Origin of the sequence: Paenibacillus sp. Soil766 (assembly GCF_001428105.1) — a bacterium.
Taxonomy (GTDB): Bacteria; Bacillota; Bacilli; order Paenibacillales; family NBRC-103111; genus Paenibacillus_E.
Genome location: NZ_LMSJ01000001.1, coordinates 117,608 through 137,408 on the forward strand (window position 1 = coordinate 117,608; position 19,801 = coordinate 137,408).

Annotated in this window: 13 protein-coding genes; all 13 read right to left on the reverse strand. The window is 44.7% G+C overall.

From position 1 onward, the window contains the following. Positions 1 to 44: 44 nt before the first annotated feature. The 13 genes from ASG89_RS00375 to ASG89_RS00435 all read right to left on the reverse strand — a co-directional run bounded on the left by ASG89_RS00375 (position 45) and on the right by ASG89_RS00435 (position 19,798). Positions 45 to 881, reverse strand: a complete 837-nt coding sequence (locus ASG89_RS00375) for a carbohydrate ABC transporter permease (RefSeq protein ID WP_057308331.1) — start codon at positions 879 to 881, stop codon at positions 45 to 47. Positions 882 to 899: 18 nt separating this feature from the next. Further along, entirely contained in the window at positions 900 to 1,799 is a 900-nt protein-coding gene (locus ASG89_RS00380) for a carbohydrate ABC transporter permease (RefSeq protein ID WP_057308332.1), read from the reverse strand. Positions 1,800 to 1,879: 80 nt separating this feature from the next. Beyond that, positions 1,880 to 3,268, reverse strand: a complete 1,389-nt coding sequence (locus ASG89_RS00385; protein WP_200963394.1) for an ABC transporter substrate-binding protein — start codon at positions 3,266 to 3,268, stop codon at positions 1,880 to 1,882. 293 nt (positions 3,269 to 3,561) lie between these two features. Then, entirely contained in the window at positions 3,562 to 4,485 is a 924-nt protein-coding gene (locus ASG89_RS00390; RefSeq protein ID WP_057308333.1) for an ArsR/SmtB family transcription factor, read from the reverse strand. A gap of 214 nt (positions 4,486 to 4,699) precedes the next feature. After that, a complete protein-coding gene (locus tag ASG89_RS00395; protein ID WP_057308334.1) occupies positions 4,700 to 5,335 on the reverse strand; it encodes a 2OG-Fe(II) oxygenase in 636 nt (211 codons plus the stop codon). A 225-nt stretch (positions 5,336 to 5,560) separates the two neighbouring features. Continuing rightward, on the reverse strand, positions 5,561 to 10,039 hold the full coding sequence (locus tag ASG89_RS00400; RefSeq protein WP_057308335.1) for an S-layer homology domain-containing protein: 4,479 nt from the start codon (positions 10,037 to 10,039) through the stop codon (positions 5,561 to 5,563). A gap of 344 nt (positions 10,040 to 10,383) precedes the next feature. Next, positions 10,384 to 11,304, reverse strand: a complete 921-nt coding sequence (locus tag ASG89_RS00405) for a dihydrodipicolinate synthase family protein (protein WP_057308336.1) — start codon at positions 11,302 to 11,304, stop codon at positions 10,384 to 10,386. A 30-nt stretch (positions 11,305 to 11,334) separates the two neighbouring features. Further along, positions 11,335 to 12,177 (reverse strand): carbohydrate ABC transporter permease, encoded by an 843-nt coding sequence (locus ASG89_RS00410; protein ID WP_057308337.1) that lies wholly within the window; start codon positions 12,175 to 12,177, stop codon positions 11,335 to 11,337. A 3-nt stretch (positions 12,178 to 12,180) separates the two neighbouring features. Next, positions 12,181 to 13,089: a carbohydrate ABC transporter permease gene (locus ASG89_RS00415; protein ID WP_057308593.1), complete on the reverse strand. Its 909-nt coding sequence runs from the start codon at positions 13,087 to 13,089 to the stop codon at positions 12,181 to 12,183. Positions 13,090 to 13,155: 66 nt separating this feature from the next. Then, complete coding sequence (locus tag ASG89_RS00420) at positions 13,156 to 14,463, reverse strand: ABC transporter substrate-binding protein (RefSeq protein WP_057308338.1); 1,308 nt, start codon at positions 14,461 to 14,463, stop codon at positions 13,156 to 13,158. A gap of 146 nt (positions 14,464 to 14,609) precedes the next feature. Continuing rightward, complete coding sequence (locus ASG89_RS00425) at positions 14,610 to 16,082, reverse strand: response regulator (RefSeq protein WP_057308339.1); 1,473 nt, start codon at positions 16,080 to 16,082, stop codon at positions 14,610 to 14,612. Further along, positions 16,079 to 17,800, reverse strand: coding sequence for a sensor histidine kinase (locus tag ASG89_RS00430; RefSeq protein WP_057308340.1), 1,722 nt, complete (start codon positions 17,798 to 17,800; stop codon positions 16,079 to 16,081). Before ASG89_RS00430 ends, ASG89_RS00425 begins: the two co-directional genes overlap by 4 nt. A gap of 288 nt (positions 17,801 to 18,088) precedes the next feature. Next, entirely contained in the window at positions 18,089 to 19,798 is a 1,710-nt protein-coding gene (locus ASG89_RS00435) for an ABC transporter permease (protein WP_057308341.1), read from the reverse strand. Between the last annotated feature and the right edge of the window lie 3 nt (positions 19,799 to 19,801).

The following is a 19,801-nucleotide window of genomic DNA, read 5'->3' on the forward strand; positions in this document are numbered from 1 at the left end:
ACCTAGCCCAATAAACATCTTTTTCGTTCTTATCCTACGTTTGGTCATTTTAATCCACTGATGCTTAAGGATTCAATAAAGTACCGTTGACAGAAAAAGAACACGAGAACAACCGGCACTAAAGCGATCAATGAAGCTGCCATCATATTCGGATAGTTGGCTTGCGAGATATAGTTAGCTTGCAAACTTGCAATAATAACTTGAATTGTTTGTTTTTCCGACGAATGCAAATAGATCACAGGTCCAAGAAAATCGTTCCATATCCCCATAAATCCTAGTGCCGCTTGTGCAGCAATCGCTGGTTTAACAATGGGTAACGCCACAGAAGCAAACGTTCGGAAATAGCTCGCACCGTCGATTTTGGCTGCATCAATTAAATCCGAAGGAATGCCTCCTTGCATAAATTGTTTGAAGAAAAAGATCGTGACAATATGACCGAATAAGCCGGGCACTATGAGTGGAAGCAGCGTATCCACCCAATTCAGGTATGAGAAACCGATAAATTGAGGAATCATCACCACGGAGTATGGAATCATCATCGTGGCAAGCAAACAAAGAAAAATAGTCTCTTTAAAGGGAAAATCAAATTTGGAAAATGCATAAGCAGCCATCGCGGAAACAAACAATCCCACGCCCAAAACACAAACCACAATAATGGCACTATTCATAAATCCGGTTAACAGCGGAGCTCTATTCCAAACATCCACAAAGTTATTCCATGTAAATGGGTCCGGTATCCATTTTGGCGGGAGATCAAAAACATGCTCTTGCGTTTTAAATGCTGTCGAGACCGTCCATACAAATGGAGCCAGCATAACAAACGAACCTAGAAGCAAAATAACGTAGGCCATTACATTCGTAGACCGCTCAATTCTATTCATCGCGCAACCTTCCTTTCTCTAGTCGTTATAAACCCAACGTTTGGATAATTTAAATTGAATGAGTGTGATGATAAAGATGATGATACCTAATACCCATGCGACAGCACTGGCGTACCCCATGTTAAAATACTTGAAAGCCTCATTAAAAATATAGAAGACGATGGTTGCCCCGCTGTATTCCGGTCCGCCATCTGTGGCCATAATGTACATTTGGCTAAACGATTGAAAGGTATGGATAATTCCCATGACAATAACAAAAAAGTGAATGGGGGAAAGCAACGGAAAAGTAATATGGCGAAATAGATGCCAACGGTTCGCACCATCAACGGTTGCCGCTTCGTAATAATCGGAAGCGATCCCCTGCAGCCCCGCTAAATATAGCACCATGTTTCCGCCAATGCCTCCCCATAAACCCATAAGAATGAATGAAGGCTTAACCCAATTCGGATCACCTAACCAGTTAGGTCCCTGGATACCGAAGAGTTGATATATCCAATCATTGATCAACCCATAATCATTATTCAAGATCCATTGCCATAACAAGGAAACAGCAATGATAGGTGAGATGACTGGAATATAGTAAATGGTTCTCAGGAAAGAAATCCCTTTTAGCTTACGATTCATTAGAATAGCAACCAAGAGGGAAAAGAACATACCAATTGGTATACCAATAAGTAAATATAACGTGTTATATAATGATTTATAGAACTTTTCGTCTAATACCATTTCTTTATAATTCTCAACACCATTCCATTTCGCAGGCGTGATCATGTCCCAATCCATAAAGCTTAATACCAGCGATGACACGATCGGCGCAAGCCCGAAAATAAGAAACCCAAGAACGGGAATGGATACAAATAAGTACGACCATATTATTTCACGGCGTCTAAAACCTGTTATTTTCTGTGCCCTTATCATACTGATCCCACCTGTTTTAGGACGAAGGGCGAAACCGGAAGCCTTCGGCCTCTATTTTCGCCCTTCCATATCCTTATTTATTATTTCTTGTTTCCTTTATCATAGAGCTCTTGAAGCTTAGGTTTCATTTCTTTAGCCCAGACCTCAGCCGTTTGTTTCCCTTCCCATACACGGCTTATCTCTTGGTTAAAAGTGTCGAGCCATTTCGTATCAACGGATCCTACAGCAATCGTCGGATGGCCATAATCCTGTATGATATCCAAGAATACTTGGCGATTCGCAGGTGCTTTATCATATTTTAAGAATTCGCCTTTTGCCATATCGATCAGATTCGGAACCGCTTGACCCAATTGGTAGTTTTCTTTCTGTGAGCTAGGATCCAAACTCAAATACGAAGCAAAGTTAAATGCATCCTCAGGATATTTGGTTTTGCCCGAAATGACGAATCCTAAAGAACCTAACCAAGTTGCTGTTTTTCCTGTTTTCGGGCTTGCTGGCCATGCTGCAATATCCCATCCAAAAGGCAGCTTCCAGAAACCAGGCTGATCCCACGGCCCCATTGGGAACATACCAATTTTGCCTGCAACAAAGCGGGCATAACCACCTTGTGCTTTCTCATCTGTTGGCGAAGGAGCAACTTTATATTTCAATTTCAAATCTGCTACAAATTGTAAGGCTTCTGTGAAAGCAGGTTCGTCAATTTTGATGGTTCCTGTAGTGTAATCAATATAGTCCCCACCATTCGCCCATACGGCTGATTCCAATGAATAACCAGCAACTCCGAACACATCTGTCTTCCCATTCGCGCCTTGTGTTGTGATTTTTTGGGCAGCAGCAATCATATCATTCCAAGTCCATTCGCCAGCTTTTGCACTTGGATATTTGACACCTGCTTTATCAAACAGCTCTTTGTTATAAGCGAATGCCCAAGGACCTACATCTTTTGGCAATCCGTACAGATTACCTTTTCCAATAAATTTACCATCATAACGATAACGGTCTAATCCCTGTTTCCAAACATTCTTTTCATCAAAAGATGATGATGCTTTAATTAGATCATCCATTTTCAGCAAACTTCCACTGCCTGCAAGTTTTTGGAACTGAGCTTCACCTGCATAGAAAACATCCGGCGCTTTGCCCGAAGCAATCAAGGTATCCAATTTTTGATAATACTCAGCCGGAGGTACGACGGTATATTTCACTTTCTTTGTTGGATACTTCTGCATATAGGAGTCAGTTAGTTTTTGAAATACAGCCTTTTCCGAATCGCCACCCCAACCCATAAAGGAAATCTCGGAATTCTCTGCTGGTTTGGCTGTTGCAGCTGCAGGTGTTGCCTGGCCGGAAGGTTGCGTTGTAGATTTATCTGTCGATTCTGTTGTGCTTTTCGAGCATCCCGTTACAACCATGGCGAAACTTAGCATTAGTGGCACAGAAAGCTTAGCCATTTTACTTTTCAATACGTTCATTTAAACTCCCCCAAATCAGATTTTGGTTTAATAAAGCATAAATTTGAAAAGGTATTGATAAGAAATGTGAAGCGTTTGCAAAAAAGATATACCTTTCTTTTTGATTTATCAAACATCAAACATGTTTTATTACAATTATGATGTTTATATTCACATAATAATCCAGAATAAGCGCTTTGTCAACGCTTTCATTCAAATATTATGTTTGTTTCAGCGTAATATAGCGATAAGGCCGGTTAGTTACATATAACATGTAACTAACCGGCCTTATCGGGCATAACCTTTCTATATGTCTACACATATTGAATTTTCATTATTATTGCTTGGGCATAATCGCCGAACCCACGACCAAATAAGTTGATTCCTCCATGGTGCAAAGCATCTGGTTTAATCCCAATCTTGAATCCAATGAACGGGTACTTCTCAAGATGCAGATCCGCAAGCGAGACAGAGGACGTTTTCTCATTATCGACGGAACTCCGCTTTTCATCTACCCTCCATGTTTTCAGAATACCGTATTGCGTACTGCTGTCGTTCCACCACGGAGGATTAAGCTTGCCTCTATGGTCGCCGAAATCGCCTGGTGATGTCCAGGTTCCTATCTCTATGCCATTGACCCATACTGTAATGTCCGAAGGCCACTCATTGTTATAGTTAGGAGCTTCAGAACAAATTTCCAATGAAAACTCGATGGATTTGATCGCTGCCTGATGTGGAATTACTTTAGGAAAACGGTATTCAATCCATCCCTGACGTAACCAAATGATTTCAGCTGTTTTACTTTCCGGGTGATAAAAGCTGACCGGATCATCTTCCGGAATTACCATTCCGTTTAGATTAGCCATCCCGCATGTCGGGAATACTTCAAAGTTTATAAAATGTCCGATTGGCATCTCGATCTCATACAAATCGTTTGGATTTTTATACATTGCAATTGGGTTCAGAATCATGCGTACGTCATCAAAATTACGGCTGCATACCTTCATTGCCCCTCGAGATGCGGGCTGTAATTCCGTTAAGATAAGCCCTGATTCCTCCAGTACCTTAACATTAATCGCAGTAGTGGAAACTGGAATTTTAAGCATCTCGGCAATTTCAATAATATTCAGATTATGATGTTGCAAAAGGAGCTTGATGATATTGATTCTGGTGTGAGAAGAAAGTGCATGAGCAACAGCGACTAGTTGATCTGGTTCATTAATTGATAATTCCAACATACATATTCCCCCATTAACAAACTAAATCTTCGAACTTCTAAACGTTTTTACAATATATTAACCAATAATCTTGTCTCTTGTCCACTTATTAATAATAGCATTAGATTCCTAGTTGTAAGTACGATATTTCCGGTGTTGGGAATACAAAAAGCCCTACGATTTCTCGTAAGGCCAGTAGGGATTGAACAGTTAGAACGACAGATACGTTTCGTCCTTATATGTTGCGATATCTTTGTCTTCTCATCCACTGAGTCGCTACCCATTTCTCCCCGATTGCAACGGGGTTTCCTGCATGTAAAGTTAGTTCATTTAAGCGATTATCGTTATAAAAATATTCAAAATAGACGGCACTGCCTTTTTTCGGCGTTACTGAAAAACGAAGAGAAGGGAAATATGTTTCGCCTCCTTTTTCCACGTCATTTAAATACATCACCAGTGTGCTGATGCGATTGTTTACAACATCTCCAGATGTGAAATAGTCGAAATGAGGCTGATACTGTTCCCCAGATTTATAATGCAAGATTTGCAGCGGTTCAGCATGCGAGATCGGTATATTCATCAGTTCAGAAACTCTGGTTTCAATTTTTTGAATCCATTCATTTTCGTTCTCCTCAATAAACATGTTGCTACTTGTTCTAATGTTGCTTACAACGGGAGATTTGCCAATTTTAGCTCGCTGCATTCTATTTTTAGCTAAGTCAATCAACGCGTCACATTCTCCGTAGCTTAATACATTGTCAAGAATGACGATAAGCGGTTCATCCATTTTGCCGACAATATGAATCTCTTTATCCTTAGTGATAATTTTGTTCTCACATGCATTGAAAATCGTCTGCTCTATTATGGCCATCATTGCATCCTCCACTATGGATTAATGAGGAAGTAATCTACATGATGTCAGTCGATTTAAACAGATCTCGTTGAGTAAGACGTTCCTCCTATTGTTTAAATACTATTAACGAGGTTATTCTACTATTCCTCTTCGCGCTATATGAATTGACGTTGCAAGTACCCGCCGCGCAAAAAGAACCCCTCGAAAGGGGTTCAAATTACCTTGTGATAGCTTCTTTACAATTTACTTGCTCAACTCACGAATGAATCTGGCGAATACCGCAGCCACCTCCGCACGAGAGGCGTTTGTTTGCGGGTCAAAGTAGCCGCCGAATCTGCCGTTCAGAATGCCTGCTGCTGCAATGGCATCCACAGCTTTCCTTGCCCATGGACTCACGCTATCTCCGTCTACGAAATCTGCTTTAGTAACTGAAGGCAGCCTATATCCCTTACTTCCTGCATAGTTGTACAACATGACTGCCATCTGCTCACGTGTAACCGAATCATCTGGGCTGAACTTGTCTTGACCTGTTCCGCCCACAATGCCGTTCTTCGCCGCCCAGTTCACTGCCCCCGTGTACCATTGCCCACTTGGAACATCAGTGAAAACGGACGATGCGGCGTCGCTGGCGTCAATGCTTTCAAGATTAGCAAGTACTTGAGTGAACATAGCACGTGTCATCGATGATTCAGAACTGAACATGTTGTCGCCTGTGCCTTCAAACAGCTTGCGAGCCGTCACAAACGCGATATCCTTGGCAGCCCAATGTACTGAGGGGATATCATGGAACACTTTGCCGTTATACATAATATCGTAGATTCCCATCGTCGTTACGTCGAAAGTCACTTTCTCACCATCCACGATAACAAGAGGTAAAATCACATTTTTGCCGTTTTCTTTTTTTATCACAACATATTCAGATGCATCATGACCTTCAGCTACCTTGAATGGCAATGCGATGGTCAACGGATGGTTCGGTTCATTGTACAGAACAGGCTTCCCGTTATCGTACAGTTCAACCATATAGCTTCCCTTACGGACGCGAAGATTCAGTGTATTGCTGAACTTTTTCATCATATGCTGCAGGGCAGCGTTTGGTATTGTGACGGTTCCGAAATCGGTATCAACACGGAGAGTCGCATCCCCCATCGCTGTAACTGGCAGCGTCAATGTGAAGTCGATGATTTCGTTTGCATCGATGTTCAATTCGTTACTGCCGCTTAGCGCTTCTTTTATTTGCTCTTCCGTAATGTTCAGAAGATAACTACCGTCATCATTCTTGGTTAAGGTACCCTTATTACCATTCATGGAAACTTTCGGCGTATCTTCTACACGCACTGGACTTGTCGTACTAGCTCCTGATGCTGGAGTAGGCTCTAAATCGACAGGCGCTTCTGGAGCAATTCCATTGTACATAAAGATGAGTCTCTCGCTCGTCGTAATATTTGGCACATCTGTAATTTGGGAGAGTTTTTTGGTCCCCAGACGAAGTGTCAGTACAGCATTGCTGCCTGACCCTGCGATGTCTTGATAGACGATCCGATTCTCATATTTCGGTGAAGCCAGATAGAAAGGGCCGACGCCACTGGAGCGCAGAATAAATTTTTCATTTGTACCGATTTCCGAGGCATCGCCTTTGATCACATTGTAATTCCCTACCTGATCATCCTTTACAGATAAATACGTATTTGTTTGGAGCAGCCTTATGGAATAAGTGCCGTCCTCGTTAGTGATCATTTGATAGAATGGCGCATCTTTCTTCATGACGCTTGTCGTCAGTTCCCCATTTTCATTCATATTAAAATACGAATTGAGTGTTTCAGCGACTTTTTCCCCGTTAACGGTACTCCAATTTCTTTGATACAATGGCTCCCATCGCGTTCTCATCTGAAAATATGGTTCACTAGCTGCCTCGATCGGCTCATCCCGATAATAAGTCAGCGTGCCAAAGTTCAGATTATCAAAATGCACCATTCCTTGCGGGCGCATCGCCGCCGCAGCTTTGGTTGTCCATGTCAGATCGACGTCTGCCACCTTGTTGTAAAGAGCCAGCCCCTGTTCGAAAACAGGTCTTAATTCCCCTCTGTTAAGCCCGTTGCTATCTCTGTCAAAGCCAACCCCGTAATAGCCTCTGCTCGTATCCCCAAAAACATTGGGTATTGCAACGAAAGGTACATCCTCACCATTCAGTTCCTTCGCATACAGATTGTATTTCGCCATATATTCGAAAGCTTTCGCTAGCCTGTTATCATATAGGGAATATAAGTCCACATGCTGATTTTTAGCGATTAAACTAATTTCAGACATATACCCGAGACCTAACATGGCATGCCCCTGATCACGACCGGTTTCCATTGTCTGGCCTGAATCGTTCACATAAGCGAAGATGGAGCCGTTCGTATGAATGTCCTGATATAAGCTCATCGCGCGATCAAAAACTTCGGTATTATCATTCAAAACACCGATCGCTATCATACTAACCAAGGCTGCTACATCCCAATTACCATTGGCAAGCATGGGAACTCCCGCGTCCTGGATAACAGGATAGACGACATTGATCATCATATCCTTCAACGCTTTGAAGTCAGCGTCGCTATATCGGGTGTATCCACCGTCATAATACTTGATGATCTCCGCAGCACTGGCATATTTGTAGGCGTTAATACCAGCGCCTAATATTCTGTCACGACCGTCGATCACTTTCAGCGTATTGGCCCACTGTCTGAGGAGATCTACGGCCTTATCGGCAAATTGCTGCTCTCCCGTGATAACCCATTGTAAAGCATTGAAATACGCAGCGTTGCCGCCTTTCTCAAAATAGCCGATATTAGCGGAGTCCGACGGAGCACCACCGCGTCCAACATTCGAAAAGACCGTAGTCTGGTAGTCGACGCTGGATACGCCATAGGAAACACTGTTCAACATTCTCTGGTAGTCCGAGTACCACGGTTCCTCCTTCGCTTGAACACGAGCCTTCATTCTTTGCAGGTCTTCCATCGTTAGCAAAATACCCGGATGACTGAAAATACGAACATTGACATCCGTACTCGCTTGATACCCGCTTCCATTGTATTGAACGGCATACGTATGATTGCCGACGCGCAAGTCAGAAAGCGTCAAATGCATGAGACCACTGGCGTAAACCGCTCCCGAAACCGTCCCGTTCACACTGTAATTCGCAGGATTTGTATCGCCGTTTACTGGCTTCCAGAACAAATCGACACCATTTCCGCTTACTTCCTGACTGATTTCCAGTTGGTCCTTGTCCGTTACCTGTTCAAAATAAAACTTGTACTCGGTATTCTCAGAAGCAGTTCCACTGCTCTGCATCGCACCTTCGGTCATTTTCACATTAAAACGGTCAAAGTTGACATCGTCTCTCATGGTGGATAAATGCGACCAGATGCGGTAAAATCCTGAATTCGCATACTGATCTACATAAAACCGCTCATTCCAGCCAGGTAGACTTGCCGATGCTTTAATCTCAAATGTCCTGTCAATCGCGGTACCGTTTGGTTCGCCGCTTACAATATTAAAATAATGATGTGTATTGCTCAGAAACTCTTCTGCCGTGAAATAATTCTGGATGGTCAGATACTTGTTATTGTTCAATGACTTGATGGCATAAGATGTCCTCGTAGCTCCAACCTCGGGCTCCACATGATTCACTGTTGCAAAATAATTGTAGACATATAGTGCAAATGGAGAAGCCTCGGCGGCATTTGCCGTGAGCGAAAGCTTTTCCGTAACCGGATCCACCTTCACATAGTTGCCGGCGGCATTTTTCATTTTCATGATCATAGCCGCTGTTTTACCGTTGTTATAGTAATTTCCCATGTTGGGACCTGCAATCTTGACCGGTTGGTCCGCATCCACCAGATTATTTATCGCGGTTTGAAGCGTTAAGATCACTTGGTCCAGCTCAACTTGTGTCGTATTGTTTACTACTAATGCTTTGGCATTAGTGAGCGCTGTAGATAACACTGCCCAACTATTTGGTGTGTATGCGGTTACAATTAACTGCTCAGCCTGCGCGATCAGCGCGTTAAGAGAGGTTCTATCAACCCCGTCGTTCAGAGTGGGATCCCCCAATGTAACACTTAATGTAGGCGCTGGAAATGATGAAGCATTCCTTGAGGAATACAACTCACTGGCACTTACCGTACTATCGTCTACTTTCGCTGTCGCAAGATGAATACTTACTACTTTTCTTCCATTCGTTAGTGCGTTTTGAATTATGGATGACACATCAACAGAAAAGTTTTCTTCTCCGTTTGATGTAGCAATTTTGGAAACACTTGGAGAACCAGCGATTTCGTAGGGGCGGTTATTATACGTGACATTCGTCACCGTCCAGTCCGTGCTAGTCCCTCGTAGTGTAGATTCGCTTTCCGTAAACACAAGTTCATTCGGCGCATGCGATTTTCTAAAGCTCAACATCATGTTCATCTCGCCAATCTTGTATCTATTCGTATCAATAGAAGACAAATCAAACTTGACGTACACATGTCGAGACTTCCCATAAATTAATTTGGTAGCATTTAAACTTGTCCCCAGACTGCTTCCTTGCCCATTGAAATTAGATACAAATGCATCTTGCACCGCATGAAATGGCAGCACTGTTCCCGCTGCGTTCACTTTCATAGATCCAAAGAAAAGGGAAGGTAAAGACAAACATACGCATAGCAGTAAAGATATTCTCCGCTTAAAATTCTGTATCATACTCGCTCTCCTTTCGCAAATTGAACAATTTAATCTTAACAAGGGAGAAAATCGAGTTAAATCCAGTTTTTTAATTTCCTTATGTATGTTTTTTAAGAACTTTACGAAAATGATTTGAAAAACATAAAGCCAGAACGTCCGCTTTACAACGGAGTTCTGGCTTTATTCCCTTCAAGCAAAAACCCCAGGCAACGATGGTGCCATCTGCTATAAGCAATTGCTGCTTCGAGAGCTTGACCTATAGCCTTCGTCGATTGTTCAACAACTATATGAACAATATTAGCCCCGGAGCACCGAAGGAAAAAGCCGACACAGGAATCATGCCAGTGTCGGCTGAACACAAATTAATTTAATAGGGTTTGTTTCATATGTTGATTAAACCTTCTTAGCTGTTCAATCTCCCGGTGGTGCGTAACTTTAAAGTCGGTTGCTTGTTTCGAACGGCTTTTCAGGGTAACTTCCAAGCCCTCTAGCTGCAAATAATATTTCGCACTAGTCGGGTAATGCCTGCCTTCGAATAGGTTTGAGGCACCCAAGTAGTCTTGCAGCACCTGAGCCTTCTCTTCGTCCGTTTCCCAATTCTCCGTCAACCACACATATAAATCCGGCTGAAAATTGGCTAAGATTCCGCTATATCCATTCCCGCCAAGCCGTAACGTCTCCAGCACATGCGGGTTGTTCGCGATAAAGAGCTTAAGCGGCGTCCCACGGACAGCTTTCAGCTTCTCGGTGATTTGCACAAGATTGTTGCTGCACTCCTTCATAAAGGTAAACCGACCGGTTCCGGCGCACCACGCCAGCAATTCCGGAGAAAGCAGCCTGTGATAAGGAACCGGACACTCATACAGACCGAATGTCACTTCAGGCAATTCGCTGAGCAATCGCTCGGCATTGCGCTTCCACGCCGCTTCGTCTTCATCAGGTGCGGCAAGGCGGTTCGTGACCAGCACGAAAGCATCGATGCCGGTTGCCCAGATCTGCTTGATCTCTTCGATCTGCTGGCTAATCGCATCGGAGATATGGCCTGAAGCGACGACCGGCACCCGTCCGTCTGCCTTTTCCTTCACGAATGACGCGACTTGGACGCGTTCCTCTAAGGAAAGGTAGCCCATTTCACTGGATAGGCACACCGCAAACAGCCCATGTACCCCTTTTTCGATATACCAGTTTACCAACTGCTCTAAGGCCTTATAATCTACTTCGTTATCTTGCGTAAACGGGGTTAGCATCACCGGCCATACGCCGTTTGGGATCGTTGTACTCATGGACATTTCCACCTTTCAACCTCTTCAAATTTAGCCCTTCAGTCCTGTGGTTGAGATGCCTTCCACAAAGTACTTTTGCAGGGAGAAAAAGATAACCAAACTTGGCAACAGTGCCAGCACCGACATTGCGAACAAAGGTCCCCAAGCGGACTCGCCGGACGAATCCAGGAACAACCGCAAGCCCAGCGGTACTGTATACAACTTCGGCGAATTCAAGTACAGCAGCTGCGTGAAGAAATCGTCCCATGTCCACACGAACGTGAATAGCGCAGTGGTAATTAACGCCGGGACACTGAGCGGAATAATAATCCGCGCATAGATTTGCCATGGCCCGCAACCATCTATCCTTGCGGATTCATCCAGCTCCTTCGGCAGCCCGCGAATGAACTGGATCATCAAGAAGACGAAGAACGCCTCTGTCGCCAGCCACTTCGGAAACACCAGCGGGTAATACGTGTTGATCCAATCAAATTTACGGAAGAGCACGTACTGTGGAATGATCGTAACGTGATGCGGCAACATAATGGTGAGCATCATGAGGGCGAACCACACCTTTTTCAGCACGAAATTCATTCGTCCGAACGCATAAGCGGTCAGTGAACTCGAGAACAAATTACCGAGGACGCATAAGATACAGACGATAAATGAGTTCAAGAAAAACGTGCCGAAATTTGTTCTGGCAATGCCAGCCCATCCCTTGATGTAATTCTGCAGTGTAAATTCCTTCGGCCATAGGCCAGGATCAGAGAAGATGTATTGGCTCGGTTTAAACGAGCTGGCGATCAGCCATGCAATAGGGTATAGCATAAATACGCCCAACGAAAGGATGATCGTATGCATGATGATAGCACGCTTATTAAATGTAAACTGCATCGCTTAATTCCCCCCGTCCCCGTAATTCACCCAGTATTTCGAAGAAAGGAAGATCAGAGCGGTGAAGACCGAAATGATCAACAGCAGCACCCAGGCCATCGCAGAGGCATAGCCCATCTGGAAATACGTGAAGCCTTTCATATACATATATAGGGTGTAGAACAACGTGGAATCGATCGGACCGCCGGAGCCTCCACTGATGATAAACGCCTGTGTGAACGCTTGGAAAGCTCCAATTAGCTGAATGACAACGTTAAACAATAGCACTGGTGTCAACAACGGGATCGTAACGTTGCAAAATTGGCGTATTTTCCCTGCTCCATCCACTCTGGCCGCCTCGTAGTATTCGTGTGGAATTTGCTTCAGTCCCGCCAAGAAGATGATCATCGACGACCCGAATTGCCAAGCTGACAGGAGCGACACAGAATATAGCGCGTACTTCGGGTTCGCCACCCAATCGGGACCATGCAATCCCGTCAGCGTATGCAGGAGCTGATTGGCGACACCATCACCGCTAAACATTTTCCTCCACAGCACCGCAATCGCCACACTGCCACCCAACAAGGTCGGGATGTAATAGAGCGTCCGGTAAATCCCAAGCCCCTTCAGCCCCATATTCAGCAGCATCGCAACTGTCAAAGCGAACGCCAGCTTCATCGGTACAGAGGTGAACACGTATAGAAACGTAACCTTCAAAGCATTCAAATAATGTACGTCGTTTGTAAACATATTGGTGTAGTTGTCGAATCCGACCCATTGTGCTGGTTTAAGCAGGTCATACTGGGTAAAAGATAAGTACAACGAACTGATCATCGGTCCGAGCGTCAGCAGGAACATGCCCAGCAACCACGGTAGTAGAAACAAGTAGGCGGCGGCATTTTCTTTCCAGAGCCTCCTCACCTTATGCCCCATTCCTCGATTCGTCGCAGTAATTTGGCTCACAATGGCCCCTCCTTGTCGCAAGTTGCATGGGAAACCTTATTTCCGGTTTACAGTTTTCTCCGCTGCGTCCATGACTTCTTGTGCTGCTTGTTCAATTGTTGCTTTGCCAAACATCACCTTCTGCGAAGCCGAAACCATCGCGTTCGCATATTCAGCCCCGTTCGGCAGATCTGGATCCTTTACACCAGCCTTCGAAATATACGTTTCAAAATACGAATAAATCTTTTGTTCTGTCGGCGTAATCGTCGGCTTGATCATGTCTCGCACCTTGGCAGAACCCGGAATACCACGCTCGCTACCAAGTACTTTGGTCGCTTCTTCGTCGTTGATGAAGAAGTTGATGAACATCGCCGCTTCCTTCGGATGCTTGCTCGTCTTATTGATCGTCCAGAACTGACTCGGGTGAACCCACAAACCGTTCTTGGCACCAGAACCGCCGGATGGCAGCGCAGTGAGTTGCAATTCATCCTTCATGGCGTTCTGATATGCGGTCAACTGGTTCAGCCAACTCATCATGAAGACCGTTTTGCCTTTCGGGAAAATCGACGTATCAACGGACAAATCCGTATAGGTTGCCGCTTCCTCCGGCGTGGGCAGAAGGCCTGCTTTGCGCATGCGATCCCACATCGTGAACCAACGAACTACGTCATCCTTGGTAAAGTCCAGCTTGCCATCCTTATAGGTCGATTTGCCGCTTTGCCGCAGGAAATATTGGAAATACAGGTTGTATCTCGATTGATCCGCGAAAGCATAATAGCCCGGTCCGAGTTTGCTGACAACTTCTTTGCCATAAGCTTCGTACTCCTCGAAGGACATCGTATCCTTTGGCGGCTGCATGCCGGCTTTTTTAATCAGATCGTTGTTGTAGAACAATCCGATGCCGTTCGTCCCGAGGCTGATACCATAATATTTATCATTCATTTTGCCCGGATCGGAATAGGCAGGATCGATGCTGTCCAAGTTGATCTCCTTGTTCTTGACATAAGGCGTCAGATCCAACACTGCATCTTTGACGACGAGATCGGTAATCCCCCCGATGTTGATTAAGTCCGGTGCATTGCCGCCAGCCAGCTGCGTATTCAACTTTTCCCCGAATTGATCGGTTCCCGTGTATTCCGGTGTAATCTTGATGTTAGGATATTTTTTTTCAAACAGCTCAATGACCTTCAGTGTTCGTTCGTGGCGACTGGTCGTACCCGACCACATCGCGCGCAGCTCGACCTTCTCCCCACTCGTTTCTTTTACCTGTGTGCTCACTTGCCCTTCTGTTGCAGCATTCGAGCAAGCAGATAAAGTCAGCATAACAGCGGCCAACGACCCCATAGCAACCTTCGAACGTTTCATAGGAACCCCTCCTTGTTTTGTCTTGCTTGGCTGTAAGTATATAGTAACTGCTAGGCGAATAGCGCAACAACACTAAGAAATTAGTCTGAGGTTGAAGATTTTAGTGGCCGTTCTGCTATGACAAAAAAATCCCCTTGAAGGGGACCTTATTTAAAAAGGATTCGATATTCGCCGGGCGTCAGGTCCACCTGCTTCTTAAACACCTGCCCGAAATAACGGGCATCCTGAAAACCGACGGCTTCCGCAATTTGGGTCAGCTTGAGGTCCGTCTGTTCCAGCAGCTGCTTGGCTTGATCCATGCGGTATTTCGTTAAGTAGTCGACAAAGGTATTCCCCTTGTTCTCCTTAAACCATTTGGAGAAATTCGCCGGGTGCATACGGAAAACTTCGGAAATCACATCCAGCGAAACAACCTCGGGATAATGCTCGTGGATATAGTCGAGCACCTCCTGCAGTTTCGCCGATTCTTTTGCCTGCACGTTCTGGTGATAGAGCTTCTCAATAAATTCGCAGATGCCATTGCACAAGTTCTGTTCAATCACGTCCAAATTCTGAGCCGTTCCGACCGTATTTAGGAAGCTTTCTTTGGCCCGATCCCACTCCTCAGCCAGAAAGAACGGAACCATGGACAGCTCTTTCTCCAGAACCGAGACCATGGATACCATCAACTGTTTGATATAGGGCACGGCCAGCCCCTTCACTCTGATTTCCTCCACAATGCCGGATAGGAAATGTTTAATTTGCTTATCCGTCGATCCTTGAATACGGGTATTCCAGTTCATGATTTTCTTTAAAATATCCGTAACAAACAACAGCTGCTTCTCTTCGCTGGCGCTGTCCGAATAGTGAAACACGTGCTGATCCGCACACAGAAACTTCCCAGTTAAAGCTAAACCCGCTTCCTTGTAAGCGGCCGGAATGTCATTGCGATTAGGTTGGGAGGAGGAGATCCCTAGCTCTACCCCAGAATTGCCAAAAGCTTGGGAAATGTGTTCCATCTCGTCTTCGGTGGCTAGCATCACCCATTCACGCTTATTCAGCTGAACAAATTTATGTTGCGCAAGCCGATCGGCAATCTCCGCTTCCATTCTTTCGCTTGGCAAATAGGCCAGAACCAAACGGAAGGCGTGCTCCGGATATCGCGCCAGATTCAACGTTTCCATGGAAAATTGACTGTCTTTGACCTGATTGCGCAAGAGGAAATGGTACGTCATTGTTTCTTGCATTCGCTTCTTCTCTTCTCGATCACGCAAATGCTTATAGGCTTTGCTAAGCACCTGTTCAAAATCATCATCACTCGCCGGCTTCAACAGGTAGTCGAATACACCATTCTTAATGGCCTGCTGCGCATAAGTGAACTCGTTATAGCCGGTTAGCAGCAAAACCATCGTATCCGGATACAGTTCCCTGATTTTCCCGCTAAGCTCTACACCGTCCATACCCGGCATTTTAATATCGGTAACCACTAGCTCCACCTGATTGGCGTTCAGCCATTGCAGCGCTTCCCTCCCGTTGTTGCAGGCATGAACTGCTTCGAAGCCATAACTTTCCCATTCGAACTGAATCAGCCCTTGCCGTACGATCGGCTCGTCATCCACAATCAACACATGGTAGATCATCGGTTAGCCCCTCCTTTTAGTAAATCCTTCAGCAGCCACACTTCCACAATCGTTCCTACGTGCTCAATGCTATCGATTTTCAAGCCCCACTCTTGTCCGTACAGCAACTTGATTCTTTCGTCTACGTTAGACAGGCCCAAATGCCGGGATTGCTCGTGTTCCTTGGCAAGCAGCAGCTCCTTCAATCTGTCCACCGGAATGCCGACGCCGTTATCCTGGATGATGAAAAAGATTTTATCCTCGTACTGGCCGCCCTTAATATGAATTTCCCCCGGCCCTTCCTTCGGCTCCAAGCCATGTACCACCGCGTTCTCCACTAACGGCTGCAAAATAAACCTCGGCAGCGAATATGCACGAATCTGCTCGGGGACGTCGACATGGATGCGGATCCGGTCCGAAAAGCGGGTCTCCTGAATCTGCGCATAATACTTGATATACATGAGTTCTTCTTCGACGGTAATAAACTTATCCGACTTGGAAAGCGACAATTTGAACAGCATGGATAGGGCTGTGATCATTTTGCTGATTTCAGGAATCTTGTTCATTCGAGCGATCCAGTTGATCGAGTCTAGCGTATTATACAAAAAATGCGGATTGATCTGCGCCTGCAGCGCACTCCATTGCGCCTCATTTTTCAACCGCTGCTGCTCGTAGACGGTACTAATCAAATCGCGTACCCGCTGCACCATCCGGTTATAGCTGATAGCCAGCATGCCGATTTCATCGTTCGTCTTAATCACCATCCGCGAGGTAAAGTTGCTTTTCTCCACATCGTACATCAGACTGATAAACTGCTTGATCGGCTTCGTAAAGTACCGTGTCACCCATACCCCCAAGGAGAGGGTGATCAGCAAGATGACGATAACGGTCGTTAAAAAATAACCGCGAATTTGCGTAGTTCCCTTAAGAATGTCATCGCGTGGCGCGACGGAGACGAACTGCCAATCGGCTCTTTCGAGCCGGAACTGTGTGACGAACATGTTCTTTTCTTTAAAATTAATGTACTGGCTTTTATTTTTCTCACCGGTTAAATCAAGCTTGGTGGTCAGCTCCTTCACATCCTGATTCCTTCCAAGAATCGGGTGACGGGCTGAATCCACCAAGAATAGAAATCCCGTGCTATGCGGTTGGAATTTATTGATAACCGCTTCCAATCGATAGCTCGGAATGACGATTCGAATAATGCCCAAGCTCTTCCCGTTGCTGGCAATCGTGCGCGCGAACACCATGGCATTCCCATCTTCCGAGGCGAACCAGTAGGGCTGGCCATTGCGCTTTTTCACCTCTTCAACCCAAGGCTGTGATTCATCTATTCGATCCATATGGAACCCACCCATATAAGAAAATCCGTTATACCCAAAAATATCAATCCGCTCAATGTCCGAGCGCGAATAAATATATTGATTCAACACCTGTCCAACCAAATTGGCATCGACAACTTTATCGTAAGTGGATGCGTAAGTTCTGCTAAGAACCTTCAACACCATGTCGTTCGTGCAAGCAAAAATGCCGACCAGTTCCAGCTCTGAGAAATACATGCTCATATAGCCGTCGCTTTGCCGAAGTGCCTGTAGTGTGATATCCTCTGCTTGGTTCTCCAGCAACTGGTTGAATTTCTGATTCGCCAAATACCCAGTTACAGAAATAGGGATGATGCTCGTCATGAGGATGATTAACAAGATTTTATTCCGGAAGCTGAAAAAAAAATTATTAAACATGCGCTCTCCCCCTAGACCCCGTCTTTTTATCTATTAATTTAACACAGCGGCATGACTTTGAATATTGCAGAAATATTGATTGATCAAGAACTTCTCACTGCTCCGTGTATTGGATAAATACTTGTCCTTTTTTGCTATGAAAAAATCCCCACGGTTTTGCAGTTTTCAAGTCCATTGTACTCATGGGCTTTACTTCACTGTCAACCCTATGGGGATAATATCAGTAGGAAGTTATTTCATTTTCAATGGTTTGTCCACTCGATCTCAACCTACTACTATCTTTTTCCACTAACCCTTACTTCTTCTACCGTATACAAAATATAGGGTAAGGGCAGACATAATCATCAGAATAACAGAATAAACCAGAGTCAGCGCTTTTGTATCAGCTACTGCATCTGCGTCTGTGCTATTTTTGATAACGATGCCCAACGGCTGGTATAGAGGGTGATACAGAAATACCGTCAAGTCATAATCCGCCAATATCCCGTTGAAATTCAACGCGAGGACTGCCAGCGTGGAGGGAAGAATGATGGGCAGAAGTACCCTTCTGAAGGTATAAAAGGATTTGGCGCCCAAATTTTTGGCTGCATCCTCTAGATTGCTGTCAAGACTGAAGAAGGATGCCTTCACCATTCGAAGAGTAAATGGAATATGAACGATCACATAGGCAATGAAAAGCAACCACACGGATCCGACCAACACGTTATTGCCAATAATAAACCTCGGTGTACCAAAGGTGACAATCAGGCCGATTGCAATTAATGTCGAAGGCAGCATCCACGGGATCAACAGAGAATACTCCAGCATATTGGTCCAGGTGTTTTTATATTTATGCAAGATCCGGGAAGCCATTAAAGCCAAGGCCACGACAGTAATTGACGCTGCAGCCGCATAGCAGACACTTACCAGATAAGGTTTAAAAGCGGAAAGACTTGAAAACACTTCCATGTAATTTTTCAATGTCAAACTACTGAAGGAAATCGATGCTTTTGCAATACTTTGAGCATCTGTAAAGGAAAAAGCAATAATGAGAATGACCGGGATGATATAGATTAAGAACAAAAAGTAGGCTGCGGCATGGGTAAGCACATTCGCAAGCTGATTATTAATTTTCTGTTTAACCATCTCGGATTTAACTTTGGATACTGACATGAAATTTCCTTTTCTTTCAAATCGGATCATGATTGAAAGCAAAAGCATGGTTGCCAATCCGAGAACGAGCGCGAGCAGTGCGGCCAAATCTTTGGAATAAGTGCTGTTGGCGAAGGCAAGAATCATAGGCGTAATGGTTTGAAATTCCGTCCCTCCCAAAATCAGAGGAGCCGACGTAGCCGCTAATCCTGTAAGAAAGAGGAGGATCGTCAACGCATAAATAGTTGGCTTTAAAACGGGAAGCACGACACGCCTCAAAATATAAAAGGCCGATGCCCCCATGTTTTTTGCTGCCTCGATTGTTTGAAAATCCACCTTACGCATAGCATTACTTAGAAAAAGGACATGGTTGGATGTGCAGGCGAACGTCATGACAAAGAGAACAGCCCAATAGCCGTGAAACCACGTTGTATCAAAGGATGGGAATACAAAGGCCAAGACTTTCGTCATAAGTCCTGTTTCACCGTAAATCAATTTGTAACCAGATACCAATACAACACCACTGTAGATGAGGGTTGTAAAATAACCAAGCCTCAATATTTTTGCGCCTTTGATATCAAAGTACTCGACAACCAGAACCAAAAAAATCCCGACAAGATTTACCGTAAAAACAAGCGAAATCGCTAAAATAAAGCTGTTGTACAAGCTTTTCATGGCACGGGGGGAGGATAACAGTTTTTGAACGGGTTCAAATGATAAATTACCCTTACCGAAAAAGATTTCGTAATACACATTAAGATTCGGATAAATCAGAAAGGCGATGACAAACCATGCTATCAAAGCATAGAAAATCAATGTTGACAAAGGGACAGACAACCGTCCTTTTTTAGTATTCTGTACGCTCAACAA